This is a genomic window from Cytobacillus sp. FSL W7-1323 (assembly GCF_038595015.1).
In the GTDB taxonomy this organism is placed as follows: Bacteria; Bacillota; Bacilli; order Bacillales; family Cytobacillaceae; genus Cytobacillus; species Cytobacillus kochii.
On sequence record NZ_CP151998.1, the window covers coordinates 3,320,584 to 3,343,802 of the forward strand.

The 23,219-nt window shown below is 38.0% G+C and carries 18 protein-coding genes, 1 tRNA gene and 1 other annotated feature; of the genes, 1 reads left to right on the top strand and 18 read right to left on the bottom strand.

The features are described 5' to 3' along the window. Positions 1-17 precede the first annotated feature (17 nt). The 17 genes from MKX67_RS16785 to MKX67_RS16865 all read right to left on the bottom strand — a co-directional run bounded on the left by MKX67_RS16785 (position 18) and on the right by MKX67_RS16865 (position 20,894). A complete protein-coding gene (locus MKX67_RS16785; protein WP_095372362.1) occupies positions 18-1,559 on the bottom strand; it encodes a 2-isopropylmalate synthase in 1,542 nt (513 codons plus the stop codon). After that, positions 1,546-2,568 carry a ketol-acid reductoisomerase gene (gene ilvC, locus MKX67_RS16790; RefSeq protein ID WP_095372361.1) on the bottom strand — a complete coding sequence of 341 codons (1,023 nt, stop codon included), beginning with the start codon at positions 2,566-2,568 and terminating at the stop codon, positions 1,546-1,548. The genes MKX67_RS16785 and ilvC overlap by 14 nt, the downstream gene beginning before the upstream one ends. Before the next feature lie 32 nt (positions 2,569-2,600). Next, positions 2,601-3,119, bottom strand: a complete 519-nt coding sequence (ilvN, locus tag MKX67_RS16795; RefSeq protein ID WP_095372360.1) for an acetolactate synthase small subunit — start codon at positions 3,117-3,119, stop codon at positions 2,601-2,603. Then, entirely contained in the window at positions 3,116-4,837 is a 1,722-nt protein-coding gene (ilvB, locus tag MKX67_RS16800) for an acetolactate synthase large subunit (RefSeq protein ID WP_342488472.1), read from the bottom strand. The genes ilvN and ilvB overlap by 4 nt, the downstream gene beginning before the upstream one ends. Before the next feature lie 74 nt (positions 4,838-4,911). Further along, positions 4,912-5,172: a binding site (T-box leader), on the bottom strand. 735 nt (positions 5,173-5,907) lie between these two features. Next, positions 5,908-5,984, bottom strand: a tRNA-Arg gene (locus tag MKX67_RS16805). A 109-nt stretch (positions 5,985-6,093) separates the two neighbouring features. Further along, positions 6,094-6,606: a metallophosphoesterase gene (locus tag MKX67_RS16810; RefSeq protein WP_095372358.1), complete on the bottom strand. Its 513-nt coding sequence runs from the start codon at positions 6,604-6,606 to the stop codon at positions 6,094-6,096. Positions 6,607-6,619: 13 nt separating this feature from the next. Beyond that, complete coding sequence (locus MKX67_RS16815; protein ID WP_095372357.1) at positions 6,620-7,213, bottom strand: XTP/dITP diphosphatase; 594 nt, start codon at positions 7,211-7,213, stop codon at positions 6,620-6,622. Positions 7,214-7,314: 101 nt separating this feature from the next. Then, entirely contained in the window at positions 7,315-8,385 is a 1,071-nt protein-coding gene (locus tag MKX67_RS16820; RefSeq protein ID WP_340975813.1) for a GerMN domain-containing protein, read from the bottom strand. 115 nt (positions 8,386-8,500) lie between these two features. Next, entirely contained in the window at positions 8,501-10,645 is a 2,145-nt protein-coding gene (recQ, locus tag MKX67_RS16825) for a DNA helicase RecQ (protein ID WP_340975815.1), read from the bottom strand. Between the two features lie 135 nt (positions 10,646-10,780). After that, the gene (gene racE, locus MKX67_RS16830) at positions 10,781-11,578 is read right to left on the bottom strand and encodes a glutamate racemase (protein ID WP_095372355.1); all 798 of its coding nucleotides are present in this window, start codon (positions 11,576-11,578) and stop codon (positions 10,781-10,783) included. A gap of 12 nt (positions 11,579-11,590) precedes the next feature. Then, positions 11,591-12,049 carry a MarR family transcriptional regulator gene (locus MKX67_RS16835; RefSeq protein WP_095372354.1) on the bottom strand — a complete coding sequence of 153 codons (459 nt, stop codon included), beginning with the start codon at positions 12,047-12,049 and terminating at the stop codon, positions 11,591-11,593. 217 nt (positions 12,050-12,266) lie between these two features. After that, the gene (locus MKX67_RS16840) at positions 12,267-12,491 is read right to left on the bottom strand and encodes a response regulator transcription factor (protein WP_066191568.1); all 225 of its coding nucleotides are present in this window, start codon (positions 12,489-12,491) and stop codon (positions 12,267-12,269) included. 147 nt (positions 12,492-12,638) lie between these two features. After that, positions 12,639-13,106, bottom strand: coding sequence for a thioesterase family protein (locus tag MKX67_RS16845; RefSeq protein WP_095372353.1), 468 nt, complete (start codon positions 13,104-13,106; stop codon positions 12,639-12,641). A gap of 379 nt (positions 13,107-13,485) precedes the next feature. Beyond that, positions 13,486-17,364: a 5'-nucleotidase C-terminal domain-containing protein gene (locus MKX67_RS16850; RefSeq protein WP_095372352.1), complete on the bottom strand. Its 3,879-nt coding sequence runs from the start codon at positions 17,362-17,364 to the stop codon at positions 13,486-13,488. A gap of 291 nt (positions 17,365-17,655) precedes the next feature. Then, positions 17,656-18,429 carry a succinate dehydrogenase iron-sulfur subunit gene (gene sdhB, locus MKX67_RS16855; RefSeq protein ID WP_095372351.1) on the bottom strand — a complete coding sequence of 258 codons (774 nt, stop codon included), beginning with the start codon at positions 18,427-18,429 and terminating at the stop codon, positions 17,656-17,658. Between the two features lie 32 nt (positions 18,430-18,461). Continuing rightward, a complete protein-coding gene (gene sdhA / locus MKX67_RS16860) occupies positions 18,462-20,213 on the bottom strand; it encodes a succinate dehydrogenase flavoprotein subunit (RefSeq protein WP_095372350.1) in 1,752 nt (583 codons plus the stop codon). Between the two features lie 72 nt (positions 20,214-20,285). Continuing rightward, a complete protein-coding gene (locus MKX67_RS16865; protein ID WP_095372349.1) occupies positions 20,286-20,894 on the bottom strand; it encodes a succinate dehydrogenase cytochrome b558 subunit in 609 nt (202 codons plus the stop codon). Positions 20,895-21,341: 447 nt separating this feature from the next. On the opposite strand from MKX67_RS16865, the gene MKX67_RS16870 reads away from it, so the two are divergent. Next, a complete protein-coding gene (locus tag MKX67_RS16870) occupies positions 21,342-21,818 on the top strand; it encodes a YslB family protein (RefSeq protein WP_340975833.1) in 477 nt (158 codons plus the stop codon). Between the two features lie 97 nt (positions 21,819-21,915). On the opposite strand, the gene MKX67_RS16875 is transcribed toward MKX67_RS16870, so the two are convergent. Beyond that, complete coding sequence (locus tag MKX67_RS16875; protein WP_095372348.1) at positions 21,916-23,145, bottom strand: aspartate kinase; 1,230 nt, start codon at positions 23,143-23,145, stop codon at positions 21,916-21,918. Positions 23,146-23,219: the final 74 nt, after the last annotated feature.

A 23,219-nucleotide genomic window follows, 5' to 3' on the forward strand; every position in this document is an offset into this window, starting at 1 on the left:
TCCGATTAAAGTGTAAGTTAACTATTCTGCATAGCTGGTTCCGTTTTTTCCTTCATATATATGACTCGGTTAACTGCATTTAAATAGGCTTTTGCTGATGCTTCTAGCACATCTTGAGCGAGCCCTCTACCACTCGTTTCTACCCCTTGGTAAGCTAACTTAACGAACACTTGCGCAAGTGCATCTCTACCGGCACCAACTGATTGAATGCGATAATCGAGTAAACTAATCTCACCATTCACACTTGCTTCTAATGTGTTATATAGTGCCTCAATACTACCTGCACCCGTACCTGCTTCTTGTATCACTTGATTATCGCTACCGGATAATGTAACCGTTGCTGTCGGCACTTGATTCGTACCGTACTGAATTTGGATTTGAATTAATTCATAGAATCGTTGTTCCTTCGACAATTTTTCTTCTAGCACAAGGGCGACTAAGTCTTCATCTGTCATCTCTTTTTTGCGATCGGCTAAATCTTTGAATACGGTAAATAGTGGTTTGATATCTTCATCTGCCACATCTAAACCTAATTCGTCTAAACGATTTTTAAATGCATGTCGTCCTGAATGTTTACCAAGAACAAGAGAGTTAGATTGCACACCGACTAATTGCGGTGAAATAATTTCATAAGTGGTTACTTCTTTTAATACGCCATCTTGATGTATACCAGATTCATGAGCATAAGCGTTTGCTCCAATAACGGCTTTATTTGCTGGGACCGGCATTCCGGAAAGTTTGCTTACAAGGCTACTTGTTCGGCTAATCTCCCCTAGGTTTAACGTTGTTTGGGCATTATAGAAATCTTTTCTGATGTGAAGGGCGACAGCTATTTCCTCAAGCGCTGCATTGCCCGCTCGCTCACCAATTCCGTTAATCGTTCCCTCTATTTGTGTCGCACCATTTTCAATCGCAGCTAAAGAATTCGCTGTCGCCATCCCTAGATCATCATGGCAATGAGCAGATAATGCTACTTTATCGATAGATGGGACATTATTTTTTAAATATTTAAAAATCTCTCCGTATTCCTTCGGTGTTGCATATCCGACTGTGTCCGGGATGTTGATCACCCTCGCTCCTGCTTGGATGACTTTCTCCACGATTTCTGCCAAGAAGGGCAATTCCGTCCTTGAAGCATCCTCTGCTGACCATTGCACAATGGAGAAGCGTTCCGCCGCATACTTAACGGTGTTAACTGCCGTTTCCACTACTTGCTCTTTTGTCATTTTAAGTTTGTAATCACGATGGATAGGACTAGTTGCTAAGAAGGTATGGAGCCTTGGTTCGGCTCCTCCCTTCAATGAGTCCCATGCTGCATCTATATCCGATAAAACCGCTCTCGCTAAACCTGTTACAGAAGCGTTCTTTACTGTTTCTGCAATAGATTTTACCGATCCAAAGTCTCCTTTAGACGCGGCTGGAAAACCTGCTTCGATGATGTTTACATTCAGTCTTTCTAGCTGTCTAGCAATCTCTAATTTCTCAGAGAAGTTCAAGTTGACTCCTGCTGATTGTTCTCCATCTCTAAGCGTTGTATCGAATATATTAATTTGTTGCACTGCTCACCACTTCTTTCTTTTTATTGTTTTGGACGAATGGCATCATTTTGCGAAGCTCTCTACCAACTCTTTCAATTTCATGTTCACTTTCTTTTGCATTAATAGCTGTAAACACCGGACGATTCACCTGGTTTTCCATAATCCAGCCTTTAGCAAATTTGCCTTCTTGAATATCTTTTAATACTTCTTTCATTTCTGCTTTTACCCGTTCATCTACAACCCGTGGGCCACTGACGAAATCTCCCCATTGTGCTGTATCAGAAATAGAATATCTCATTCCTTCTAATCCACCTTCATACATAAGGTCAACAATTAATTTGAGTTCATGGAGACATTCAAAGTAAGCGAGTTCCGGCTGATAACCTGCTTCCGTTAACGTTTCAAATCCTGCTTTAACAAGAGAAGTCAGTCCGCCACATAATACTGCCTGTTCTCCAAATAAATCTGTTTCTGTCTCTTCTTTAAATGTCGTTTCTAAGCCCCCGGCTCTTAGTGCCCCAATTGCTCTTGCATAAGCTAGTGCTAATTCTCTTGCTTCACCTGATACATCTTGGTGAACGGCGAATAACGCTGGTACACCTGCTCCCTCTTCATATGTTCTTCTTACTAAATGACCTGGTCCTTTTGGTGCGACTAATAAAACATCACTTTCTTTCGGTGGAACGATTTGATTAAAATGGATATTAAATCCGTGAGCAAACATTAATGCTTGATTGGTTAAATTTGGTTCGATTTCTTCTTTATATACTTTCGTTTGCAATTCATCTGGTAATAAAATCATTACGATATCTGCTTTAGCAGTCGCTTCTCCTACTGAGTAAACTTGAAAGCCATCTTCAACTGCTGTCTGCCATGATTTTCCCTGCCTTAAGCCGATTACTACCTCTACACCGCTATCTCTCATATTTTGCGCATGCGCATGACCTTGTGATCCGTATCCAATTACTGCTACTGTTTTCCCGTTTAAGTAGTTCTCATTTGCATCTCCGTTATAGTACATTTTAGCCATTATTCATTCTCCTCTATTCATCATTTATTTTTTTATACAATTGAAAAATTATGCTTTTGTTGCGACTGTCTTTGTGTCCCTCTTGGGAAAGCTGTTGTACCCGTTCTAGCAATCTCTTTAATACCGTAAGGCTTAATTAACTCTAGGAAAGCTTCGATTTTTTCAGATTCTCCTGTAATTTGAATGACTAGACTATCTTTGCTAACGTCAATGACAGAAGCTCTGAAAGGTTCAATTAAGGAATAAATCTCATTTCTTGAGTGCGGATTAGACTGTACCTTTATCAAAGCTAGTTCTCTAGCAACAACTGCTTGATTTGTAATATCCGTCACTTTCAGTATGTCGATCTGTTTATTGAGCTGTTTCGTAATTTGCTCACTTTGTTGGTCAGACTCAACATAAATTACACATGTGATTCTTGACATCCCCTCCTGTTCAGATAAACCCACTGAAATACTTTCGATATTATAATTTCGTTTAGAAAATAAATTAGTAATTCGATTAAGTACACCAGGTTTATTTAAAACAAGCAGCGATATGATTCTCTTCATTCTTTCACACCTACCATCTCATGAATCCCTTTACCCGGAGCGATCATTGGAAAGACATTTTCGTCAGCATCGACACGGAAATCTAGCAATACAGGCTCTCTTGTGTGTAATACTTCAGCTAACACTCTCTCCGCTTCTTCTTCTGTTGTTATGGTATAGCCTTTAATATCGTAAGCTTCAGCTAGCTTCACAAAATCAGGTTGAACTGGAATCTTGCTATGAGAAAAACGTGATTCATAGAAAAACTCCTGCCATTGTCTAACCATCCCTAATGATTGATTATTGAATATTGCGATTTTTATCGGTAAGTTCATTTCTTGTATAACTGCTAATTCCTGTGTTGACATTTGAAAGCCTGCATCACCGACAATGGAAAGCACACAACTATCTGGATCAGCAATTTGAGCGCCAATACTAGAAGGTAAACCAAATCCCATCGTTCCAAGCCCACCAGATGTAACCCACCTATCAGCATGTTTAAAGCGATAGTATTGCGCAGCCCACATTTGGTGTTGACCGACATCTGTCGTTACAATCGCTTCGCCCTTCGTGTTCTCATACAAGAGCTCCATTACTCTTTGCGGCTTTAACTTTGGTGAAGCTTTATCATAATGGAAAGGATGTGCAACACTCCACTGTTTTAATGTCTCCATCCATTCGCTATGAGCTGGTTCATTACATTCTTCTTGAAGAAGTGCGAGAAGCGCAGCCTTTGCGTCTGCTACAACAGGAATAACTGTCGGTACATTCTTACCAATTTCCGCTGGGTCAATATCGATATGAGCAACCTTAGCATTCGGAGCAAAGTGTTCCAAATTACCTGTTAAGCGGTCATCGAACCTTGCACCGATATTAATCAATAAGTCACATTGTGAGAGTGCCATATTTGCTGTATAACAGCCGTGCATGCCAGCCATGCCAATGAATAATGGATGATCACTTGGAAAACCACCAAGACCAAGTAATGTATGGACAACTGGTATTTTTGTTTTTTCTACATACTGTAAGAGTTCGTTTGCCCCCTTCGAATGAAGAATGCCTGCACCCGCTAAAATGACTGGTTTCTGTGCTGCTCCTATCGCATCTGATAGCTTACGAATCTGAAGGCGATTAGGCTTTAGTGTCGGTTGATAACCCGGTAACTCCATTTCTGCTTCTTCGGGCCTTTCGGTAATCGTCGAAGCTATATCTTTAGGAATATCAATGAGCACTGGACCGGGTCTGCCTGTCTTTGCAATATAGAACGCTTCTTTAATGACTCTTGGAATATCCTCCAATTGGCGAATTTGAAAATTATATTTTGTAATCGGTGTTGTAATTCCTAATATATCTGCTTCTTGGAAAGCATCTGAACCAATCACACTTGTTGCTACTTGGCCTGTGAAAGCTACAATTGGTAATGAGTCCATCATGGCATCAGCCAAACCTGTTACGATATTCGTTGCTCCAGGCCCGGATGTTGCAATGACGACACCAGGCTTACCTGAAATTCTTGCGTAACCTTCTGCAGCATGTATGCCGCCTTGTTCATGTCTAGGTAAAACATGAAGGAATTTCGCATCATAAATCTTATCGTAAATCGGCAAAACCGCTCCGCCAGGGTAGCCAAAGACGACTTCTACATTTTCCCTTTCTAACGCATCCATTAATAAGTCTGCGCCTGTAATCGTCTCAAGCTTTGTTTTCACTTCTTCTGTTAAGGCAGCTTCCCGCACCATCGCTCTTTAACCTCCTTAATAAAATAAAATTAAATATAAAAAAGCCTCTCCATCCCTCATTGACCAATCATTGGTCAAGGGATGAAAAGGCTTTGATCACCATTCCACGGTACCACCCTTGTTCGCGTTTTAAATCTCCACGCGCACTCAGTAACAGCATAATAACTGCTAAGCTTAGATAACGGGTTCCTTCGACCCGGAAGACTCTACTTATCATTGTTCAAGTCTTCACTCCGAGGTGAGTTCATTTTAAGACTGGTTTACCGGTTTCCAGCTTGCCCGGCTCTCTGCAAAACCTACATCAAAAAACTACTTATCCTCATCAACGCTTTTAGTTTCTCACTTTAAACCACTAAAATTTCGTTTGTAAAAATAAAAGGAAAATAACGCTGCTTCCAATTTCATTTTCGATTTATTTTATTGTGCTTTGCTTTGTTGAGGACTATCTTACGCCCATTTTCAAAAGTCGTCAACACCTTTTTGGAAAATTATTTGATAATTTAGATTAGTCTGTTTTCATGTATCCGCTTACATCATTGATCTATTAACCTTTTAATTGGACAAAATTTTTTATTGATTTATTCATTCTGTGGCATGCGAGAATAGCAAGTGAAGTACTTTTAGGATGGGGGTATTTGAACAGCTCATGAGCAAAAGAACGCGACTAATTGAAGGCTATTACAAGATAAATCATGTGCGTTCATTTACGATAAATACTATACAAAGAAACTACAACCTTCAGAGACCATTTCATGTTAATCCATTTTTTTAATATTTAATCACATACAAACGTGATAACTTCTACCATATGCTGACTCATCGTTACATCATTCGATAAAAATCACCAGTATTTGAGGATGTTTTTATTCAGTGCATCTTATCACTATTATTTCAATATAGTATTTTTATAGTTGTTTCTTTGGGTTTTTAATTGAGGATGAAAAACAACAAAGGAAGATTACTTATGGAGAAGTCTAATATGAAATCGATCTCTAGCTGAAATAAAAAAAGCGCTAATCCAAGTTTTCACAGGAATCAACGCTAGTGTTGGTAGATAAATATGTAGCTAATGGCGTCCCAGGAGAGATTCGAACTCCCGACCGACAGCTTAGAAGGCTGTTGCTCTATCCTGCTGAGCTACTGGGACTTAATATCAAGACAATATTTATTATACGCAGGATAAACTGAAGTGTCAATTAATTTTTAAATAAATTTATAATTGGCAGAGAACTGCTGTAATAATAGCAGTTCTCTGGCTACGCAAACGAAAAGGATTGCTGCCATTCCTCGAGCTCGACACCGTCTCTTGTCCAAATGGAAACGACCACTTTTTCCACTGTCCAATTTACCATCATATATGTTTTTTCTTTCGGCTGCCTTGGAAGCGAGATACTATTTGGATTAAGATAAAGGATTTGATCTACCATTTCAGCCCCCAGTTGATGCGAATGACCAAAGCACACAATACGTGCAGCTACTTCTTTTGCTCTTAAGCTTAAACCTAATAAAGACGATTTTACGCCATATAGATGACCATGTGTAATCCATACTTTGCCGTTATCCGTATCTATTAATTCTTCGTTTTTAAAGCGAGCATCGGCATCGCAATTCCCTCTCACAGCGACATATCCAGTGATTTCAGCTTGGTCACTACTTAATTCAGAGTCCCCACAATGAATCATATAGTCGACATTTTGACTGTGACGTACTTTTAGTTCTTGCAGGATGTCACCATCACCGTGGCTGTCACTAACGATGAGTAACTTCATGTTATCCTCCTCCTTAAAGAATAGTTGGAAGATCTTTTTCTAATTGCTTTAATGCTTGTCCTCTATGGCTAATGGCTGCTTTTTCTTCTGATGTTAACTCTGCCATCGCCTTATTCTTTGCATTCGCCCAAAAGATGGGATCATAACCAAAGCCATTTGTTCCTTTTCGTGCATAAAGAATTTTACCTTCACATGTCCCCGAAACGGTGTATGTTTTCTTTCCAGGGATAGCTACCGCAAGTGCACAATAAAACCGAGCATCCCGCTTCTCTTCCGGTACATGTTTCATTTCTTCAAGTACTTTATCTATATTCGCTTCATCATTTTTATCTTCCCCTGCATAACGAGCGGAAAATATTCCTGGGCGTCCTTCAAGTGCATCAATTGATAATCCGGAATCATCAGCAATCACCGGTCGATTCATTAAGCGCGAAATCTCTTCTGCTTTTAAAACGGCATTTGCTTCAAAAGTCGTACCCGTTTCTTCCACATCTGGCATATCAGGATAATCATGTAATGTTTTCACTTCATAACCGAGTGATGCAAACATTTTTTTAAATTCTTCTGCTTTGCCTTTATTCTTTGTCGCAATAATAATCTCAGACATATAGCGTTTCCTTCCTTTTATGTTCGTCATAAAAAATAAAGAGAAGAGGAGGCCCCTTTCCTCACTCTTCTCATTTTACTATAAAAGGATGGTGATACCAATTAATAGCTACCTGTATTCACACTTTCAGGTCTTGAAACAGGCTCTAGCTTTTCGCCATCTTCATCAAGTAAATCAGCCTCGCCATTCACTGTAACAGCAACAGATTCCACTTCTGCTTGTTCTGTAAGTGATAACGCTAAAACTTTTAATACATTCTCGTTAATGACATTTTCTCCCCCACTAGAGAAAATCGATTCATCGAAATCGAGGGTAATCGTTCCATCCTCTACTTTAGGTTCACCTAATAAAGCGACTTCACTTGGTAAGACGGCAGAAAGTTTAGATCCTAAAGAAGGGTTCCCTAACTCATCAATGATTGCCGTCACGTTATTGTCGACATTATTAGACACTCTTTTTGTTACTGGAACAAAGTATTTAGCATCTTCTTCGCCACCCATGTAATAAACGGTAACTGGTTTTGTATTTGTAATATCTGTGACAACAGAGTTATCATAATTGATACCGATAGAACGACTTACTTCTTCGCCAATCGGTGTACCATTGACTGGCATTTCTTTAATCGCATTCCCATTTATACTCAATTTCACTTGTTCTATTTCATCGAATTGGGTCAATGTCCATGTGACTGATTGCAGGATTCTTGCTTCATCTTCTGGATTATACTCAGCAAATTCCTTAGAAAAATCAACATGAGCCACTTTATCTTTCACATCAACCGTCATTTTTGTATCTGCTGGTAAGACTGCACGGAAATTATTTGGTAAGAGTTCAGTTACTTTTCCATCTACCACTAAATATTCTAACGCTTGTTTAGCAACAGAATTCGTACTTGGTAAATCTAATGTTTGTGATACAACATAACCATTATTGTCAATTAAGTATAATTCTGTTGGAATCGTTGTTGTTTCTGCCGCTTCATCAGCAGCTCCACTTTCCTCACCAGTCGTCTCTTCTGTCTCTACATTGGCATCTTCGTTATTAATGGACATTTCACTCGGTGGGTCAATTTTCTCTTTCTCCTCTCCACCAAATAATCCACAACCTGATAACAAAGCAGATGAAACTAATACAGCGGACACTGCGATGGTCGCTTTTTTATTTAAAGACATAACCTTTCCCTCCTAAGACAGTTTGTACTACATGTATACGAGCCTATTTACAAAATAGACCGCCTTTAGGAAAGAAAGTCTTCTATTCTTTTAGACAAATTTGGACAAAGCGTATTCAAACAAAACGATGTTTCGTTAGAACAGCCTTAATTTGAAAGTAATCAATTGTATCATCATTGATTTCATCTTTAATCGGTCTTAACTTTTCTACACCGACTTTATCTGCAGCTACAAGTACTTCCTCTTCTACCTGCTCATTGAAAACTTGATCCCAGTCAATCGGATGGCCCTCTGCTACCGCTCTAAAAATATGATTTTGAATCGTTATCGGTGAAAAAGAACGCTCTCTAGCAATCTCCGAAATCGTTTTACCTAATAGAAAGGCTTCATATGAATGGATATGACTTCCTGTCCCTTCAGCCGCTTTTTTATTTACTGGTGGTGTCTTCACATAGTGTTGCTCTTTGACCTCGATGTTATTTTTTTCAGTAAAAACTTTTATCTCTTCTAGAAATGCTTCCCCATATTTACTATACTTCATTTCACCAACACCTTTAATCGATAACATCGCTTCTTTAGTAGTAGGGAAATAAGTGCACATTTCTTTTAACGCTGTATCAGCAAAAACGACATAGGGCGGTACACCTTGTTCTTGCGCTAAGTTTTTTCTTAACTCTCTTAAGATAGCAAATAACTCGCTATTTTCTTCACCAGCTGGACGTTCTTCTAGCTCTTTATCATCAGAGATTTTCATAGATACTTGGGCTTCTCTTTTTAAAACCGGGATAGCTTCATCAGCTAAAGTAACGGTCGGATATTGTCCATCTGTCATAGAAAGATAGCCTTCAGCAAGTAAATAATTAATCATATCAACAATTTGCTTTTCCGTTTTTGCTTTCATAAGCCCATAAGTCGTAAGTGTATGAAAAGACAATTGCTTAATCCGCTTATTCGCGGACCCTTTTAACACTTGAGCTGTTAGCTTAACGCCAAAACGCTCTCCCATTCGTTTAATACACGAGAAAATCATCATCGCTTCATTCGTAATGTCAACAGATTGTCTTTCATCTAAACAGTTCGAACATTTATTACATGACGATACATCTTGATTGGCAAAATAAGCGACAATATAGGATTGCAAGCAACTTTCCGTATGACAATAATTCGTCATCTGCCTTAGTTTTTCATATTCTTGCTCGCGAAGGCTTGTTGACAGCTCGCTCTTTTCTATTAAAAATTTTTGTAGGAGAATATCTTGAGGTGAGTAAAGTAAAATACATTCACTTTCTTCCCCATCTCGCCCTGCTCTTCCGGCTTCTTGATAATAAGCTTCGATGTTTCGTGGCATATTATAGTGCACCACATAACGCACATCCGGTTTATCTATCCCCATCCCAAACGCATTGGTAGCAATCATCAACGTCACTTGATCATGGACAAATTTTTCTTGAGAGTGTTTACGATTATCCTCAGAAAGACCAGCATGGTATCTTTCAACTTTATAACCTTTCTTTAGAAAATGTTCATATAATTGATCGGTTTGTTTTCTGCTAGAAGTATAGATAATACCTGATTCTTCTTTTCTACTGGAAACATAGGTTTCTAAATACTTGCGCTTATCTCTTCCTTTTAACACTTGAAAAGAAAGGTTTGTTCGGGCAAAGCCTGTAACAAAAATATGTTCTTTTTCTATATGCAATAAGCGACTTATATCTTCTTCTACATTTTTCGTCGCTGTCGCTGTTAATGCAGCAATTACAGGCGTTTCAGTAAGAGAGAAAATCCTGTCCACTACCGATCGATAACTCGGTCTAAAATCATGCCCCCATTGAGAAATACAATGCGCCTCATCAAAGACAATCATTGATAAATGAATCTTCTCCATAATCGTTAGAAACTCCATTGACTCCAGACGTTCCGGAGCTATGTAGACAAGCTTATATTCCCCTGCCAACAGTCGCTCTTCTGTTTCCGAATATTCCTTGTAAGAAAGACTACTATTCATATAGGCTGCAGGAATTCCTGCTTCAAGAAGGGCATCTACTTGGTCTTTCATTAGTGAAATTAAAGGGGAGATAACGATCGTCACACCGTCATTCATAAGTGCGGGAATTTGGAAGGAGAGTGATTTACCACCGCCAGTTGGTAGAATGCCAAGTACGTTGTGGCCATGATTTAAATTGTAAATAATATCTTTTTGACCTGGTCGAAAACTTGTATAACCGAAATACTTCTGCAAATGCTCCTCTGCTGTTTGCATATCCATCCTCACCTCATTCTTATTGATATATATTTAAAAGCATAACGCATATCGTTTCTTTCTCGCAATCTATTCATTTAAAAAACACCAAATACAACCAATGATTGTTCATTGATTATATTTGGTGCCTCCATATTATCCGAGTTGTATGCGCTCCACATCGTTTATCTCTCTATGCAACCATTTTGTTGCAATGTCTTTGAACATCGCTTCAGAACCTGTTGTGAAAAAACGGTGCTGAGGATCTTCTTCACTCGTGTTTAAAAAGCCGCGATCATAAAGAATCGTGCTTGCTTCTCGAGCGGTTTCATCTCCGGAACTAATCACGTTAACACCTTCACCCATCACTTGCTTAACAAGATTCTCCAACAGCGGATAATGTGTACAGCCTAATATCAATGTGTCTAAACCTTTATTTGTTAATGGCCCTAACGTTTCTAGAACGATTTTTTTCGCAAATACACTCTCGTACTCCCCACTTTCTACTAGTGGGACAAATTTAGGACAAGCTAGGCTATGAACTACCGTACGATTATTGATCCCTTTTAATGCGAGTTCATAAGCACGACTCTTCACCGTTCCCGCTGTACCAATGATGCCAATGATATGATTTTCTGTTACTTTTAGCGCCGTTCTTGCTCCAGGAAAAATAACGCCAATGACCGGAATTGGTAACTCATTCTTAATATCATCTAATGCAACAGCAGTCGCAGTATTACAGGCAATAATGAGCATCTTCACTTCTTTTTCTAATAAAAACTTCGTCATTTGCCATGTGAATTCTTTTACTTCTTCTCCAGACCTCGGACCATATGGACATCGAGCTGTATCTCCTAAGTAAATAATATTTTCATTAGGTAACTGACGCATCACTTCCTTTGCAACAGTTAACCCGCCAACCCCTGAATCAATAATACCTATCGGTTGTTTCACTTTCTTCTCGCCTCAATCTCTTTTCATATCTTGATGCAATTTTCTTAGATTCTCCCTTAAATGAACGACCTCTTCACCGGAAAAATCCTTTAATACTTCTTGCAAATAATCTTGCCTTTTGTCGATCACTTCTTCTATAATTCTTTCGCCTTCCTCCAATAAGTGGATTCTTACAACGCGACGATCATTAGGATCTTTCACTCTTTTTACCAATTCACTCTTTTCCATACGATCGACTAAATCTGTCGTTGTACTAAAGGCTAAGTACATTTTATTCGATAATTCTCCAATTGTCATGTCCCCGTCCTCTAATAACCACTGTAAGGCAATAAATTGCGGGGGAGTAATGGTATAATTGCTTAAAATTTCACGGCCATGTTGCTTAATAATTCCAGAAATATATCGTAAATCCTTTTCTATATCTGCTACAACTTCATTAACATGTTCATTTCTATGTTCTCTTACGTTCATTCACTACACTCCTATATATATCATCGAAATATTCGGTTATTCCGTTACTTTTAATCCTAATTTTATTGTCACCTTTTTCGAAGGAAAATTCAAGCGAGAACTGTAAGCAAACTAAAAAAATATGTCAAGAAAAGAAAAACGAGCATTGCGCCCGCCTAAAATAATAAAATTCTATTACATTGATAACCGGCAATCCAGACGGACTGCCGGTCTAAAATTATAACTCTAGCTCTCCCATACGAAGGAGCTCTACAACAGCTTGTGAACGCCCCTTTACACCAAGCTTTTGCATGGCATTAGATATGTGGTTCCGAACTGTCTTTTCGCTTATAAATAATTCACCAGCGATTTCCCTAGTTGTTTTATCTTGTACTAGCAGCTCGAATACTTCCCTTTCTCGTTTTGTGAGTAACGGCTTGTGAGTATAATCATTCTCCTTCAAGTATTGTAACCCTCCTTGCCTTTCGCCAGCCATGAATCGCGGGGTGGGTGTGTATTAGTCATCATATCATATGTATGTTAAACAATGAGAGTGACTGAAATTCTTGAAGTAGAGAATGTTTATTTTCTAAATGTACGCCTGTCCTATCTAAGATTGAGGTACATTTATTTTCTCATGAAAAGCAAGCTTCATATCATCAGTCCACTGCGCACCTTTACCAGTTAATTTAGATACCTGAACAATCGTTCCTCTTCCTGTAAAGCAAATGTCACCATTCTCTCTTTTACCCATGTAATGAATATCTACCGATGATTGTCCGATTCTGCCTGCTTTTACATAAATTAAGAGGTTCTCATCGAAGTAAACTTGCTTCATATAGTCACATTGAAGATCTGCAACGACAATAAATGTTTCGTTTTCTTCCTTCACCCAATCGTCCATAAGATTTAAACTTTTAAAATACTCAATGCGAGCCTCTTCAAAGTAAACAAATGGAACCGTATTATTTAAATGACCAAACATATCTGTTTCAGAAAAACGCACCTTAACAGGGTGAGCAAATATAAATTCTTCTTCCCATGTCACAAAATTTTCTATATAATCAGTTTTTTTCACTTTTAGATCCTCCTCGAAAATGAATGAGCATTCAGTCGTTCTTTTTCTTATTATAGCTTTTTTCACACAAATACTAAAGGAGAAATTCATACATAATCTTATGTTACTTTTTCTGATTTTGTAACTATAATTGCTTAATTGAGTCATTCATGTGAAAAAATGTTTAAGGCAGACCGTGTAAAACGTTTTTTTGGGTCATTTGAAAGGATTTCCTTTTCAAATGTAAAAAGCAGATAAAATGACTCAACAAATAATTTACCAACACTTTCTTATAAAAAACGAGAAATCTCAAAGATATGGAGTTAACACTACAATAAAAACCCCAGCACAAACTTTTTTACGAAGTGTGTGCTAGGGCTTACTTTAAATAGGTTTTATCCTAAAATCCAAACCATTTTTTAATCATTTCCCAAATCCATCTTGTGAATTCTCTTACCTTATCCTTCAAGTGATCAATGATTTCTTGTTTACACTCAGACCAGCTAGTATCAGGGCCAGGAATACAAGCGCTCGGCTCTTCAGGGTTTTCAGGTTCACCTGGCTCTTCCGGATCTGTTGATTTCACTTCTGCAATAATTCTTCCTTCAACTTCCGGAGCTACCGGATTATTGTTTTCCAAATAGGTGGAAAACACATCATAATCCACTTCAAATAGTTCAGTAATTCTGCCCTCATCCTTGGCTTTTTTGAACATATCATATCCATCTCCACCATCGGCCGTGAAAGCGTTGGTCGCAACCGTATAGGTTTCGTCTTCATTGATTGCTATATATTCACCGTCTACTTTCACGTCAACGCCATGGACACGTTCACCCACTGGCTGTGCTTGGTCAAATTTAAAGCGAAGACCTGCCACTTGCATAAACTGGCCAGCACCTTCTTCAATATTTGCTACACTATGTTCTAAAGCTTGTTTTATTTCTTCTCCTGTTAAATCAAGGGTGACTAACATATTACCGAAAGGCAACACAGTAAGAACATCGCCAAGCGTAATTTCACCTTGAGCAATGGATGCACGAATACCGCCACCATTCTGCATCGCAATTTGTGTTGGCACAGATTCATTAGCTTTAGAAAGCATACCATCTGCAATCAAGTTTCCTAAATTGGTCTCTTTCGTACGAACATCAGTACGTTCACCATTCAAGGCAACTTCACTGTACCCTACTACTTCTTGTTTTAATTCCTCCAGCGGTTCACTTAACTCATCAAGTTTATTACGCGCCCATTCATCTTCTTCATAAACATATTCACCGTTCTCATCTTGACTAACGAGATCAAGTAATTCACCATTCCACTCTGACAGTACGCCTTCATCATCGAAAACAATGTCTAAAGAGCCTAAATATTTATGATATTCATTGGCTTGAACGATTAAAGTTGGTTCTCCATCTTCATTTTTTACAACTGGCTCTTCTAATGTCGTATGAGAATGTCCTCCAACAATCACATCGATACCTTGAACAGCTTCAGCTAATTCCTGATCTGGCGTATAACCTAAATGTGAAAGTGCAATAATTTTATTAATTCCTTCTTCTTCAAGCGCTGCTACTGTATTGCTAGCCATTTCAACTGCATCTTCAAAAACAATGGCTTCATCTGGGTTCGCCAAAAATGAAGTGTCCTCTGTTGTTAAGCCAAATAATGCTACTTTTTCGCCATCTACTTCTTTAATAATGGCAGGATAGATCTTACCGTTTTCTCCAGGATATCCAAACTCATTTACTTTTAATTGGCTTAAAATCTCATCATTCTCAACATTCACATTTGCACTAACAAATGGAAAATCCGCATTGGATACAAAGTCAGCCAACACTTGCGAATCTTTGTCAAACTCATGATTTCCAAATGTCATAGCATCATAACCTAAACGATTCATAAATTGTAAGTCCGCTTGTCCTAGGTACATATTGAAAAATAATGTACCTGAGAATACATCCCCAGCATCAACTAATAGTGTATTTTCTTTTTCATCTCTTAGTTGATTCACTGCAGTAAACAATCTTGGAACATTTTCTAAATGAGCATGGGTATCATTTGTATGAAGGATACTCATTGAGAATGGCCCCTCATTTTCCTCTTCTACCGCGATGTCTAACTCAACTAATAACGGATCATGATCACTAGCTCTACCATGCTCCTCCATGTATAGAGAATTGATATTTAAAATATCTACTTTGGCAGCTTCTGCTAAATGATTCGATACTAAAATATGATCAAGTACTTGCATATTTCCTTGGTAATTATACGTATACTGTTCGTTTTCCGGTAAAGTATCAACCATATTCGTTAACTCTTCACCTTTTAATGTTTCTAATGTGGGAGTGAATTGAAAATCATTCATATCCCCTAATACAACAACATTCGCATCTGGGTTTTTAGACTCTATATCTTTCACAAACCCATTTACAGCTTCTGCTAACTGTATTCTTTGTGCTTCACTCACTAATTCCGGAGGTTGATTCTTCCCAAATAGTGGTTCATCACCTGACTTAGAATTAAAGTGATTAGCAACGACAATCACATCTTCTCCATTAAATTCAAACTGTGCTGCTAGCGATTTTCTTGTATCTTGGAAAATTTCATTCGTCGGATCGATGCGACCTGGGTTCAATGTTAATTGACCGTCTTCATACGTAACTGCGTCGTTAGCCCCGCCTTTGGGTGCCTCTTTTAAAGTAACTCTTTCTGGATTATAGAGATATCCTACTCGGATATTCCCACCCGGCTGACCACCATCTTGCTTGTCTTCTGGTGCAATATCTGCCCAGTCATACGTCGGACCACCATTTGCGGCAATGGCTGCAATTAATTTCTCATAACTAGCTTTTGCCGTTGTTATACCATCATCAGTCGGGCCATTATCATCTTGTACCTCTACAAGACCAATAATATCCGGTGAATTTAACTCATTAACCATTGACTGCGCTATTCTATTTGTCTTTTCTTGGCTTGTACCTTCATAATAATTTTCAATATTATAAGAGGCAACTGTTAATTTTCCTTCATCCTTGCCAAGTTCTGTCGTTACTTCTTCTTTTTCCGATTCAATAAGATCTGGTAAAGAATCCATATCCACTAACACTTTAAAGTTGCTATAACCATAACTAATTACACCGGTGACTGTACCATCAAAACGATCACCCGTTTTAGCTACATAATTATCCTCTTCTAATAAAAGATGCAGTCTTTCTGGATTTGCATTATCTTCCGTTAATAAAACCCCACCTTGATCCGTATAGAGTTTATCCTCTTCTTGATTCGCAATGACAGGTATTTCACCATATTTTTGAGGTGCAACAACTTGAGGATTCTCCACTGCGACGCGCATACCCTCTAGACTCTCATAAAAATCGATACCATCTTCCTCAGGGTCAAAAGATTGCATTTCATCATTATCAATAATATCATGAGGTAAAGGAAGATCTTTGCCTAAAACAATTGCTTCTGGCAGGTCATTTCCTGATGATTCAATGCTTACCCTCCCATTTTGGGCATTGATTTCAGTCATGGCTAAATCTGTTTCTAACTTTTCACTATATCCGTCAAGAACCCATTCTTTCACAAGCCCATCCACTGTAACCTTATCTCCAACTTTTACTTGATGCGTAGGCTTGTAGACGAGAATCCCTTCTGATGTATGGGGATTATCATCGGGTGTATCATCTTGCATATAAAAATTACTGTTATCTACTACTTTTGTTACAATACCTTGTACAGCTGTTACGTTCTGATTTACATAAGGAGACTCATGCCCCGCTCCTTGTATATCACCAATGCGCAGACCTTCAACACCATCAGATGGCTCTTCCTCTTCCCCATCATCAGGGTTTCCATCAGCAAATGTAAATGCAGTTGGATTTTTCAAGCCAGGTACGGTAAAATATGCTTCAAGATTGCCTGTTATTTGTACTTTTTCACCTATAATATCAGGGTTAGTCTGTAAGCCAAATGTCGCACGAAAGCTGCTAGACACTTGCACAGGTAAAATTTTTGACGAATCTTGTTCATTCGCATCATCAGCTATCGCAATATTATAGTCATTACTAAAAGGTGGATTAAAATTGTAATTATTCGTCGAAACTGTATGACCTACTATGTAACCTTCTACTGTTGCATTTCCTTCGTTATTTTCAATCGCTTCATTCACCGTCAATACATCTTCTTGTGCTGCTTGTCCCGCTAGAGGGCTGAAGCTAGAAAATATTAACATAAAAATCATCAATAAGGCCAACCATCGATTACTAGCTAATTTCATTCTGTTCCTCCTTCAAATTATTATTAATCTTTCAACAACTGAAATATACCAGTTTTTCTATGATTCGTGTTTATTTATAACAAAAATTCTACATTTTTTGCCAAAAATAAGCTGAAAGTACTTTCTTCATTCATCAATTAATAGGTATTTTGTTTTATTATTATGAATTTTCAGTACGAATTGCTTAATAACTATTAAAATATTGCTCCTTCAAACGAAGATCACACTCTTACCCTTTTACTGGATAAAAAAAACACTGAGGCTATAAGCCTCAGTGTTCTATAAAATCTATTACACACGGTCACTTCCAAAGAAGTTTTTGAAAGATTGTAATGTTGTATCACGGTTAAGCGCGGCAATTGATGTTGTTAAAGGAATACCTTTAGGGCAAGATTGCACACAGTTTTGTGAGTTACCACAGTTAGCAAGACCACCGTCACCCATAATTTCCTCTAAACGATCTGCCTTATTCATTTCACCCGTTGGATGAGAGTTGAATAAACGCACTTGAGAAAGTGGTGCCGGTCCGATAAAATCAGATTTGCTGTTTACATTTGGACACGCTTCTAAACATACACCACAAGTCATACATTTTGATAATTCATAAGCCCATTGGCGTTTTTTCTCTGGCATACGAGGCCCTGGACCTAAATCATATGTTCCATCAATCGGAATCCATGCTTTTACTTTTTTCAATGAATCAAACATGCGACTACGATCAACTTGTAAATCACGTACTACCGGGAATGTTTTCATTGGTGCTAAACGAATTGGTTGTTCTAATTGGTCGATCAGAGCTGTACAAGATTGACGCGGTTTGCCATTAATGACCATAGAACAAGCTCCACAAACTTCTTCCAAACAGTTCATGTCCCAAGTAATTGGTGTTGTATGCTCCCCTTTTGTATTTACCGGGTTTCTTCGAATTTCCATTAGAGCAGAGATCACATTCATATTTGGACGATAATCAAGTTCAAATTCTTCTACATAAGAATCTGAATCAGGACCATCTTGTCTTGTAATTTGAAATAATACGGTTTTAGACTTTACTGCTGCTTCTGACACGATTAATTACTCCCCTTTCATCGAGTTTTCTCTTAATGTTTCGTTGTATAGTCACGTTTACGTGGCTTAATCAAGCTGATATCCACTTCATCGTAATGGAATTGTGGCGCTGATTTGCCATCAACGAATTTAGCCATAGTTGTTTTTAAGAATTCATCATCATTTCGATCAGGGAATTCTGGTTTATAATGGGCACCGCGGCTTTCGTTACGGTTATATGCACCAATTGTAATAACACGAGCTAATTGAAGCATATTTTGTAATTGACGAGTAAACGCCGCCCCTTGGTTACTCCATTTTGCTGTATCGTTAATGTTGATATTTTCATATCTCTCTAACAATTCAACAATTTTAGCATCTGTTTTTAATAAACGATCGTTATGACGAACAACTGTTACATTATCAGTCATCCATTCACCAAGTTCTTTGTGAAGGATATATGCATTTTCTGTTCCATCAAGAGACATGATTTTATTCCATTTCTCTTGTTCTTGTTGAACTGCACCTTCGAATAATGAAGAAGATAAATCTTCACTTGATTTCTCTAATCCTTCAATATATTCAAGCGCTTTTGGTCCAGCAACCATACCACCATAAATGGCAGAAAGCAATGAGTTAGCTCCAAGACGGTTACCACCATGTTGTGAATAATCACACTCACCTGCAGCAAACAATCCAGGGATATTTGTCATTTGATCATAATCTACCCATAAACCACCCATTGAATAGTGAACAGCTGGGAAGATTTTCATTGGTACTTTACGAGGGTCATCACCTTGGAATTTCTCGTAAATTTCAATAATACCACCCAATTTAATATCTAATTCTTTCGGGTCTTTATGTGAAAGATCAAGGTAAACCATGTTTTCACCATTGATACCTAGTTTTTGGTTTACACAAACATCAAAGATTTCTCGTGTAGCAATATCACGAGGAACTAAGTTACCGTATGCCGGATATTTTTCCTCTAAGAAATACCAAGGTTTCCCGTCTTTATATGTCCAAACACGACCACCTTCACCACGTGCAGATTCACTCATTAGACGTAGTTTGTCATCTCCTGGTATAGCAGTTGGATGGATTTGAATGAACTCACCATTTGCATAATACGCGCCTTGTTGATAAACGATTGATGCAGCAGAGCCTGTATTAATAATAGAGTTAGTTGATTTACCAAAAATAATTCCCGGTCCACCAGAAGCCATAATGACAGCATCTGCTGCGAATGATTGGATTTCCATTGTTTGTAGGTTTTGCGCTACTACCCCGCGACAAACTCCGTCATCATCAATGACAGTTCCCAAGAACTCCCAACCCTCATATTTTGTTACTAACCCTGCTACTTCGTGACGACGCACTTGCTCATCCAATGCATAAAGCAATTGTTGACCTGTTGTCGCACCAGCAAAAGCAGTACGGTGATGCTGTGTTCCGCCAAAGCGTCTAAAATCTAATAACCCTTCAGGTGTACGGTTGAACATAACACCCATACGGTCGAATAAGTGAATAATTCCAGGTGCTGCTTCTGCCATTGCCTTAACTGGAGGTTGGTTAGCTAAGAAGTCACCACCATAAATTGTATCATCAAAGTGAATCCAAGGAGAATCCCCTTCACCTTTTGTATTTACTGCTCCGTTAATACCACCTTGGGCACAAACAGAGTGAGAACGTTTAACCGGCACTAAAGAAAATAATTCTACTTGTCCGCCAGCTTCAGCAATTTTAACAGTTGCCATCAATCCGGCTAATCCGCCACCGACAACAATAACCTTTCCTTTACCCATATCTGACTCACTCCCTTAATACTAATACCTCTAAAAAAAACCGAACAAATTATAGAAAAATGTATGTATTCATTACACGAAAGCAAAAATAGCACGAATACCTACAATTGATAATGCGATAAAAATGACTAAAGTTACATAAGTTGAAATCAATTGTGATCTAGGAGATACTGTAATTCCCCAGCTTACCATGAAGGACCATAAACCATTTGCAAAGTGGAAAATTGCAGATAATACACCAACGATGTAAAATGCTAACATGAATGGGCTAGACAAAATATCAGCCATCATATCATAATTTACTTCGGCACCGAACATTGCTGCAATACGAGTCTCCCAAACATGCCAAACGATGAAAATCAATGTAATTACACCGGTTACACGTTGAACTAAGAACATCCAGTTTCGGAAAAATCCGAATCTTGAAGTGTTATTTTTTGCTGTAAACGCAATGTAAAGACCGTAAATTGCATGATATAACAAAGGTAAGAAAATAATAAATATTTCTAGGAAATATCTAAAAGGAAGACTTTCCATGAAATGTGATGCGCTATTAAATGCCTCTTCTCCCCTAGTTGCAAAATGGTTCACTACTAAGTGTTGGATCAGAAAGACCCCAACAGGTATAACTCCAAGTAATGAATGCAATCTGCGATTTAAAAACTCTCGATTACCCGCCATAAGTTTACCCCCTTGAATTTGTAGCATGACACGCTGAATATGTACATAACAAATCCTTCGCATCACTAAGAAAATGCAAATCATTTTCAAAACATTTATATGACATGTCCATTTTACTCCCATCGCCCATTAGCGTCAAGAAAACGGATACAGATTTTGTCGATATTACGAAAATTTTTTCTATTCTAGTTTCACTCAAAAAACCAATGATATAGTTTTTTCAACCCTATTTGGCGGTATATTAAAATAGCTTAAATCACGCAATAATATTCATATTTTACGCATAAAAATGCATTTACATTAGATTATTATTAGTGTTAAGATTATTCCCATAATTTACACCAGTTTTACAAACTAAAAATTTTTCCCTTTTCACTGTACGTATTCGTTTTTTCCAAGTAAATTGTATATATTAGACTTTATGAAAGAGGGGAGATTTAGCATAATATGCCATCTCAAGAAGCCCAAATAGAACAAACCGAAAACATGGCAGAATCAATTGAACCAAACAAAGAAATGATTTCATCCTTTGGCTATGAATTAATTAGAGAAGAACTTTTACATGATTTACTAGGTAAAGACGCACCAGATATCTTATACTGGGCAGGCAAGAGACTAGCACGTAAATATCCTCTTCAAACAGAAGAAGACTTATTCAGCTTCTTTGTCGAGGCTGGTTGGGGAAAATTAACGAAAAACCTCGAAAACAAAAAAGAAATCGAATACGAGTTAACAAGTGAAGTCATTCAAAAGCGCTGTAAAGAAAATGCTCACGCAACATTCCAATTAGAAGCTGGTTTTATTGCTCAACAAATCGAACAGAAAAAAGAAGTGATTTGCGAAACATTCGAGCACCCACGTAAAAAAGGTGGAAAGGTCCTCTTCACAGTCAAATGGGATAAAAAGGACTTTATCCACACCTAATAAATATACCCAACAGTAAAAAAAATCCAAACATCATTCTTTTTAAGGCGTTTAAATGGTGTTTGGATTTTCCTATCTTATACTACTGCTAGCTCATTTAATTTTTTATTAAATCCCCAGCTAAATTAAACGTTTGATGTAAAGCTTGAGCAGCATTTAACATATGCGCTTGGTCGATCACAGCCGAGACCTTTATTTCAGATGTACTGACCATCTTTACAACGATGTTATTAGCAGCTAATACATTAAACATCTCAGCTGCTACTCCAGGATTTGAAATCATTCCTGAACCGACAATCGAGATTTTCGCCAATTGTGATTCCCATTCAATCTGATCATAACTTAATGCTTCTCGATTTTTTTCTAGTATTTTTACAGTCTCTGTAAGATCTTGGTTTTTAATTGAAAAAGATAAGCCTGATGATTTATCATCTGTAATACTTTGTATAATAATATCAACATTTATATGTTCTTTCGCCAAGAGTGAAAAGATGGATGAAAGGCTTATTAAAGGGTCTTTAATCCCTAGTACAGATACCCTTGTAATATCATCTTCAAAAGCAACCCCTCTAACAACTAAGTTCTCTTCCATTTCCGCAACCTCCTCTATAATTGTACCTTCTTCTCGTTCCATACTAGAACGTACTTCAAGCTTTACATTGTAATTTTTTGCAAACTCAACTGCTCTTGGATGTAGAACGCCTGCACCAAGATTAGCTAATTCAAGCATTTCATCGTATGAGATAGATGGAAGCTTTCTTGCATTTTTTATATAGCGTGGATCAGTTGTGAATACACCTGTTACATCGGTGTATATATCACATTTGTCCGCTTTTAATACTGCTGCAAGAGCTACGGCTGTTGTATCAGAGCCACCCCGACCTAATGTCGTTATTTGGCCAGTCTCACTTAAACCTTGAAAACCCGCTACGATAACAATTCTCCCTTTCTTTAACTCTTGTGAAACAGGTTTTGTGTCAATATCAGTGATTCTTGCGTCACCATGTACTGATTCCGTTTTAATCCCTGCTTGCCAGCCCGTATAGGAAGTTGCCTCATAACCTTTTGAATTTAGTGCAATTGTTAATAAAGAGATCGTAACTTGCTCACCTGTAGATAACAACATATCCATTTCTCTCTTACTCGGAGCGGGTGATAATTCTTTTGCCATACCAACTAATTGATCAGTCGTTTTGCCCATAGCCGACACAACAACAACGATATCATTACCATTATTTTTTTCTTCAATGACACGGTTGGCTACATTTTGAATATGATCAACCGAGCCTACGGAGGTTCCACCAAATTTTTGTACAATTAAGCCCACTTTTCTCCCCTACTTTCAAGTCATTCGTTTTTATTCCCTGCCGCCTGTATGTACAACCAACACATTTCTACCCA

What these genes read in the sequence shown, in the direction of transcription:
- MKX67_RS16835 (WP_095372354.1), bottom strand. Translation starts at nt 12,049, where the DNA reads ATGAACGTAAGAGAACATAGAAATGAACATGTTAATGAAGTTGTAGCA.
- MKX67_RS16820 (WP_340975813.1), bottom strand. Translation starts at nt 8,385, where the DNA reads ATGTCTTTAAATAAAAAAGCGACCATCGCAGTGTCCGCTGTATTAGTT.
- ilvC (WP_095372361.1), bottom strand. Translation starts at nt 2,568, where the DNA reads ATGGCTAAAATGTACTATAACGGAGATGCAAATGAGAACTACTTAAAC.
- sdhA (WP_095372350.1), bottom strand. Translation starts at nt 20,213, where the DNA reads ATGGGTAAAGGAAAGGTTATTGTTGTCGGTGGCGGATTAGCCGGATTG.
- ilvB (WP_342488472.1), bottom strand. Translation starts at nt 4,837, where the DNA reads ATGGTGCGGGAAGCTGCCTTAACAGAAGAAGTGAAAACAAAGCTTGAG.
- MKX67_RS16870 (WP_340975833.1), top strand. Translation starts at nt 21,342, where the DNA reads ATGCCATCTCAAGAAGCCCAAATAGAACAAACCGAAAACATGGCAGAA.
- MKX67_RS16850 (WP_095372352.1), bottom strand. Translation starts at nt 17,364, where the DNA reads ATGAAATTAGCTAGTAATCGATGGTTGGCCTTATTGATGATTTTTATG.
- recQ (WP_340975815.1), bottom strand. Translation starts at nt 10,645, where the DNA reads ATGCAAACAGCAGAGGAGCATTTGCAGAAGTATTTCGGTTATACAAGT.
- MKX67_RS16815 (WP_095372357.1), bottom strand. Translation starts at nt 7,213, where the DNA reads ATGTCTGAGATTATTATTGCGACAAAGAATAAAGGCAAAGCAGAAGAA.
- MKX67_RS16810 (WP_095372358.1), bottom strand. Translation starts at nt 6,606, where the DNA reads ATGAAGTTACTCATCGTTAGTGACAGCCACGGTGATGGTGACATCCTG.
- MKX67_RS16865 (WP_095372349.1), bottom strand. Translation starts at nt 20,894, where the DNA reads ATGGCGGGTAATCGAGAGTTTTTAAATCGCAGATTGCATTCATTACTT.
- ilvN (WP_095372360.1), bottom strand. Translation starts at nt 3,119, where the DNA reads ATGAAGAGAATCATATCGCTGCTTGTTTTAAATAAACCTGGTGTACTT.